General features: G+C 60.9%; 6 protein-coding genes. 4 read left to right on the top strand and 2 right to left on the bottom strand.

Annotated elements, in window-relative coordinates; translation table 11 throughout:
* Positions 1-76: 76 nt before the first annotated feature.
* Both VZP09_RS01375 and VZP09_RS01370 read right to left on the bottom strand, forming a co-directional pair.
* A complete protein-coding gene (locus VZP09_RS01375; RefSeq protein WP_192871412.1) occupies positions 77-826 on the bottom strand; it encodes an SAM-dependent methyltransferase in 750 nt (249 codons plus the stop codon).
* Between the two features lie 57 nt (positions 827-883).
* Positions 884-1,141, bottom strand: coding sequence for a YjhX family toxin (locus VZP09_RS01370; protein WP_002889848.1), 258 nt, complete (start codon positions 1,139-1,141; stop codon positions 884-886).
* Positions 1,142-1,602: 461 nt separating this feature from the next.
* Between VZP09_RS01370 and glaH the strand changes: the two genes are divergently transcribed.
* From glaH to gabT, 4 genes are all read left to right on the top strand, one after another.
* Positions 1,603-2,580 carry a glutarate dioxygenase GlaH gene (glaH, locus tag VZP09_RS01365; protein WP_024264546.1) on the top strand — a complete coding sequence of 326 codons (978 nt, stop codon included), beginning with the start codon at positions 1,603-1,605 and terminating at the stop codon, positions 2,578-2,580.
* A 27-nt stretch (positions 2,581-2,607) separates the two neighbouring features.
* Positions 2,608-3,876 (top strand): L-2-hydroxyglutarate oxidase, encoded by a 1,269-nt coding sequence (lhgO, locus tag VZP09_RS01360; RefSeq protein WP_328794849.1) that lies wholly within the window; start codon positions 2,608-2,610, stop codon positions 3,874-3,876.
* Positions 3,877-3,901: 25 nt separating this feature from the next.
* On the top strand, positions 3,902-5,350 hold the full coding sequence (gabD, locus tag VZP09_RS01355) for an NADP-dependent succinate-semialdehyde dehydrogenase (RefSeq protein ID WP_002889845.1): 1,449 nt from the start codon (positions 3,902-3,904) through the stop codon (positions 5,348-5,350).
* Between the two features lie 12 nt (positions 5,351-5,362).
* A partial coding sequence (gene gabT, locus VZP09_RS01350) for a 4-aminobutyrate--2-oxoglutarate transaminase (RefSeq protein ID WP_328794848.1) occupies positions 5,363-6,640 on the top strand: 1,278 nt, incomplete at its 3' end.

Genomic DNA, 6,640 nt, shown 5'->3' with positions numbered 1-6,640 from the left:
CACGTCATGGTCAGCTACGACGAACTGAAGGTCTGAAGGTGGTCGGTAGCGCCTCCTGACGCTACCGACATACCGGTTAACGCGCCATCAGGACAAACACGCCCCAGCCGAGATATTCCCGGGTCCAGGTGACGTGGTGTAGCGGCGCAGTGGTCAACTGCTGGCGAACCTCCGGAGCGAAGTCATCGTGCGGATTGGCCTCCAGCCAGCGGCGCATTGTCAGCCATTTCGCCGCTTCATAACGATCCCAGCCCTCCTTGTCGGCCAGCACCATCTCCACCACGTCATAGCCCAGTTCGCCAAAGTGGGCGACCAGCGCCGATAGCGTCAGGAAGTCATCGGGTGACTGCGCGCCGCAGGCAATCGCCTCTTCTGCCGTGGCCGGACGTTTGCGCCACCATGGCTCGCCGATAAGCAACATGCCGCCTGGCGTAAGGCTCTGCTTCAGCAGCTCGATTGTGCCTGCCATCCCGCCGCCGATCCACGTGGCCCCCACGCAGGCGGCAACATCGCACGGCTGGCTGGCGACATATCCGCTGGCATCCTGGTGCACAAAGGTTACCCGGTCGCTTACCCCGAGCTCCTCTGCCCGGGCGGCCGCCTGCTGACTGAACAGCAGGCTCATGTCTACGCCGGTGCCGACGATCTGATGATCGCGCGCCCAGCTACAGAGCATCTCGCCGGAGCCGCTGCCGAGGTCGAGAATGGTGGTGCCCGGCGCCATTCGCAGCGCCCGTCCCAGCGTGGCGTACTTTTCCGGGGTAAAAGGGTTATGGATACGGTGCTCGCTTTCACTGATGGTAAAAATGCGAGGGATATCGATCATGAGGTTTTCTCCTTGAGAGCCATACGCCCGGGCAGCGACCCTGCCCGGGTCGCTATTTCAGCGGTTGTCCGCTTGCGCGCGAACGTTATTCAAACCGGTCGTGTTGATCCGGTACGGCTGGCCGTTCACCGACTTAATCAGCTTTTTAGTTTTGAGCTTTTTGAAGACCGCAAGGGTGCAGTCGCTCAGCAACAGCCCTTCGCGGGTGTAGCATTCAACGGCGGTAATGCGGCCGGAGGTATCGCGGACGTGCGCAATACGGCCACCTTTGGCGAGAACGTGTAAGGTCCGTTGTTCCTGACGGGATAAATTCATACTGAAACCTGTTCATTATCATGTGCNAAAACATGCCTACACCCGCAGGTGTGTGCGTAAGGTTTAAGCGCAGCGATAATCAGTCCGGCCTGGGCAGGTCGGGAAACTGATTATCTGATAATGACATTCTCCAGCATCGAAGCCTCAGTGAGCATTGAAAGGTATTTACCGGCTGAATATTAACACCTTCATCTGGTAAGGATATTGTGCAGATTAAAAACTGTGACCGGTATTACGATTTCCCTCGGCCTTATCCCCATTTTGCGCTATACGCCACCCGCTCTGTTCCGCCACTTTCACCACCACCTTATCCCCCCTCCCGCATTGTTAAATAATTGTTGTCAGATCACAAAATGGAAACAAAAAGGCCATTTCGTACGCATTTTATAAAAATGTAGATATTTTTAATTTATGGCTACGAAATGAACATCACCCTGACCTTACAGCGAGGAACGATCCTGATGAACGCCCTGACCGCAGTAAAACCGACACCCGCGCCGGTAGCCCAGCAATACCCTGGCTTTTCTTTCACCCCTTCCGCCCAGTCGCCGCGCCTGCTGGAGCTCACCTTTTCCGCCGAAACGACCACGCAGTTCCTGCAGCAGGTCTCGCAGTGGCCGGTGCAGGCGCTGGAGTACAAATCTTTCTTACGCTTCCAGGTCGGCAAGATCCTCGACGATCTGTGTGGCAATCAGCTGCAGCCGTTGCTGATCAAAACATTGCTCGATCGCGCGGAAGGCGCGCTGCTTATCAACGGCGAAGGGATCGATCACGTCAGCCAGGCCGAGGAGATGGTCAAGCTGGCCACCGCCGTCGCCCACCTGATTGGTCGTTCCAACTTCGACGCCATGAGCGGTCAGTATTACGCCCGCTTCGTGGTGAAAAATGTCGATAACTCAGACAGCTACCTGCGCCAACCGCACCGGGTGATGGAGCTGCACAACGACGGCACCTACGTCGAAGAGCAAACCGACTACGTATTAATGATGAAGATCGACGAGCAGAACATGCAGGGCGGCAATTCCCTGCTGCTGCATCTCGACGACTGGGAGCATCTCGACGAATTTTTCCGCGACCCGCTGGCTCGCCGCCCAATGCGCTGGGCCGCGCCGCCGAGCAAAAACGTCAGCAAGGATGTTTTCCACCCGGTGTTCGACGTCGATTCGCTGGGCCGCCCGGTAATGCGCTATATCGACCAGTTCGTCCAGCCGAAAGATTTCGAAGAAGGCACCTGGCTGAGCCGCCTCTCCGACGCGCTGGAGACCAGCAAAAACATCCTTTCCATACCGGTGCCGGTGGGCAAATTTCTGCTCATTAACAACCTGTTCTGGCTGCACGGCCGCGACCGCTTTACGCCGCACCCGGACCTGCGCCGCGAGCTGATGCGCCAGCGCGGCTACTTTGCGTATTCCACGAATCATTACCAGACTCATCAATAAGGGTTTTCAGGCGAAGGAATTGAGCGGATGTATGATTTCGTGATTATCGGCGGCGGCATCATCGGCATGTCGACCGCCATGCAGTTAATTGAGATTTACCCGGACGCCCGCATTGCGCTGCTGGAAAAAGAGGCCGGCCCGGCCTGCCATCAGACTGGCCACAACAGCGGCGTGATCCACGCCGGGGTGTATTACACGCCCGGCAGCCTCAAGGCGCAGTTTTGCCTCGCCGGCAACCGCGCCACCAAGGCCTTTTGCGAGCAGAACGGCATCCGCTATGACGTCTGCGGCAAAATGCTGGTCGCCACCTCGCCGCTGGAGATGGAGCGGATGCTCGCCCTGTGGGATCGCACCGCCGCCAACGGCCTGCAGCGCGAGTGGCTAAGCGCCGGGGAGCTACGCGAGCGCGAACCGAACATTACCGGGCTCGGCGGGATCTTCGTCCCTTCCAGCGGCATCGTCAGCTACCGCGAAGTGGCGGCGGCAATGGCGAAGAACTTCGAAGCGAAAGGCGGAACGATCGTCTACAACGCCGAAGTCAGCGCCCTGAAAGAACATGCCAGCGGCGTGGTGATCCGCACCCGCCAGGGCGGAGAATATGAGGCCTCGACGCTGATCGCCTGTTCGGGCTTGATGGCCGATCGGCTGGTGAAAATGCTCGGCGTCGATCCCGGGTTTATCATTTGTCCGTTCCGCGGCGAGTATTTCCAGCTGGCGCCGCAGCACAACCAGATCGTCAACCATTTGATCTATCCGATCCCCGATCCGGCGATGCCGTTCCTCGGCGTCCACCTGACCCGCATGATCGACGGCAGCGTCACCGTCGGCCCCAACGCCGTACTGGCTCTGAAGCGCGAAGGCTACCGCAAGCGCGATATCTCGCTGGCCGATACCCTGGAGATCCTCACCTCGCCCGGCATCCGCCGGGTACTGCAAAACAACCTGCGCTCCGGACTGGGCGAAATGAAGAATTCGCTGTGCAGAAGCGGCTATCTGCGGCTGGTGCAAAAATACTGCCCGAGCCTGACGCTGAGCGATTTACGCCCGTGGCCGGCCGGCGTGCGGGCGCAGGCCGTGTCGCCGCAGGGCAAGCTGATCGACGATTTTCTCTTCGTTACCACCGCGCGTTCGATACATACCTGCAATGCGCCATCGCCAGCGGCCACCTCCGCTATCCCGATCGGCGCGCATATCGTCAGCAAGGTGCAGAGCCTGCTGGCCAGCCAGAGCAATCCCGGACGCACGCTGCGTGCGGCACGTAGCGTGGAGACACTACACGCCGCTTTTACCCGTTAACCCCCCCTGAAGACAGGAAGCAATTATGCAACTCAACGATATGACACTGTTTCGCCAGCAGGCGCTGATCGATGGCCAGTGGCGCGATGCGCCCAACGGCGACGTGATTGCGGTCACCAACCCGGCCAACGGCGAGCAGCTCGGCAGCGTGCCGAAAATGGGCGCCGATGAAACCCGCGAAGCGATTGAAGCCGCCAATCGCGCCCTACCCGCCTGGCGCGCCCTGACCGCCAAAGAGCGGGCGAACATTCTGCGCCGCTGGTTCGATCTTATGATGGAGAATCAGGACGATCTCGCTCGCCTGATGACCCTCGAGCAGGGAAAACCGTTGGCGGAAGCCAAAGGCGAAATCAGCTACGCCGCCTCCTTTATTGAGTGGTTCGCCGAAGAAGGTAAGCGCATCTACGGCGACACCATTCCCGGCCACCAGGCCGACAAGCGCCTGCTGGTGATTAAGCAGCCCATCGGCGTTACCGCCGCCATCACGCCGTGGAACTTCCCGGCGGCGATGATCACCCGCAAAGCGGGCCCGGCGTTGGCCGCCGGCTGCACCATGGTCCTGAAACCGGCCAGCCAGACGCCGTTTTCCGCGCTGGCGCTGGCCGAACTGGCGAATCGCGCCGGGATCCCCGCCGGAGTATTCAACGTGGTCACCGGCTCCGCCGGCGCGGTCGGCGGCGAACTGACCAGCAACCCGCTGGTGCGCAAGCTCTCCTTTACCGGCTCTACCGAGATTGGCCGCCAGCTGATGGAGCAGTGCGCGAAAGACATCAAAAAAGTCTCCCTGGAGCTGGGCGGCAACGCGCCGTTTATCGTCTTTGACGATGCCGACCTCGATAAAGCCGTCGAGGGGGCGCTGGCGTCGAAGTTCCGCAACGCCGGGCAGACCTGCGTCTGCGCCAACCGCCTGTACGTCCAGGACGGGGTGTATGACCGTTTCGCCGAGAAGCTGCAGCAGGCGGTGGAAAAACTGCGCATTGGCGACGGCCTGCAGGACGGCGTCACCACCGGCCCGCTGATCGACGAGAAAGCCGTGGCCAAAGTTGAAGAACACATTGCCGATGCCATCGCCAAAGGCGCGAAGGTGGTCACCGGCGGCAAACCGCACGCCCTGGGCGGCAACTTCTTCCAGCCGACCATCCTGGTCAACGTTCCCGACAGCGCCAAAGTGGCGAAAGAGGAGACCTTCGGCCCGCTGGCCCCGCTGTTCCGCTTTAAAGATGAAGCCGACGTCATTGCCCAGGCCAACGATACCGAGTTCGGTCTCGCCGCCTATTTCTACGCCCGCGATCTGAGCCGCGTCTTCCGCGTCGGCGAAGCGCTGGAGTACGGCATCATCGGCATCAATACCGGCATTATCTCCACCGAAGTCGCGCCGTTCGGCGGCGTTAAGGCCTCCGGCCTCGGCCGCGAAGGGTCGAAGTACGGCATCGAAGATTACTTAGAAATCAAATATATGTGCATTGGCCTTTAACAGGAGCGACGGATGAACAGCAATAAAGCAATGATGGCGCGTCGCAGCGACGCGGTCCCGCGCGGCGTCGGCCAGATCCACCCTATCTTCGCCGAACGCGCGGAGAACTGCCGGGTGTGGGACGTGGAAGGCCGGGAATATCTCGATTTTGCCGGCGGTATCGCGGTGCTCAATACCGGCCACCTGCATCCGCAGGTTGTCGCCGCCGTCGAAGACCAGCTGAAAAAGCTGTCGCATACCTGCTTCCAGGTGCTGGCCTATGAGCCTTATCTGGCGCTGTGCGAAAAGATGAATCAAAAGGTGCCCGGTGATTTCGCCAAGAAAACCCTGCTGGTCACCACCGGGTCGGAAGCGGTGGAGAACGCGGTGAAGATCGCCCGCGCGGCAACCGGGCGCAGCGGCGCTATCGCCTTCACCGGCGCCTATCACGGCCGCACCCATTACACCCTGTCGCTGACCGGCAAAGTGAATCCTTACTCCGCCGGTATGGGCTTAATGCCGGGCCATGTCTATCGCGCCCTCTACCCGTGCGCGCTGCACGGCGTCAGTGATGACGAGGCGATCGCCAGCATCCATCGCATCTTCAAAAACGATGCCGCGCCGGAAGATATCGCCGCCATCATTATTGAGCCAGTGCAGGGTGAAGGCGGGTTCTATGCCGCCTCCCCGGCCTTTATGCAGCGCCTGCGCGCCCTGTGCGACGAGCACGGCATTATGCTTATCGCCGATGAGGTCCAGAGCGGCGCGGGCCGCACCGGTACCCTGTTCGCCATGGAGCAGATGGGCGTCGCGGCGGATATCACCACCTTCGCCAAATCCATCGCCGGCGGTTTTCCGCTGGCGGGCGTCACCGGCCGCGCGGAGGTGATGGACGCCATCGCCCCCGGCGGACTGGGCGGCACCTACGCCGGCAACCCCATCGCCTGCGCCGCCGCCCTGGCGGTATTACAGATTTTCGAGCAGGAGAATCTGCTGGAAAAAGCCAACCAGCTCGGCGACACCCTGCGCCAGGGCCTGCTGGCGATCGCTGAAGATCATCCGGAGATCGGCGACGTGCGCGGTCTGGGGGCGATGATCGCCATCGAGCTGTTTGAAGAGGGCGACCGCAGCAGGCCGAACGCCAGGCTGACGGCGGATATCGTCGCCCGCGCCCGCGACAAAGGCCTGATCCTGCTCTCCTGCGGGCCGTACTACAACGTGCTGCGCATCCTGGTGCCGCTGACCATCGAAGAGGCGCAGATCGAGCAGGGGCTCAAGATCATCGCCGACTGCTTTAGCGAGGCGAAACAG

Origin of the sequence: Klebsiella sp. EMBS2024 (assembly GCF_036233805.1) — a bacterium.
Classification (GTDB): Bacteria; Pseudomonadota; Gammaproteobacteria; order Enterobacterales; family Enterobacteriaceae; genus Klebsiella; species Klebsiella pneumoniae.
Note: the sequence above shows the minus strand (reverse complement) of the source record. Positions and strands in the feature narration are given on the sequence as shown.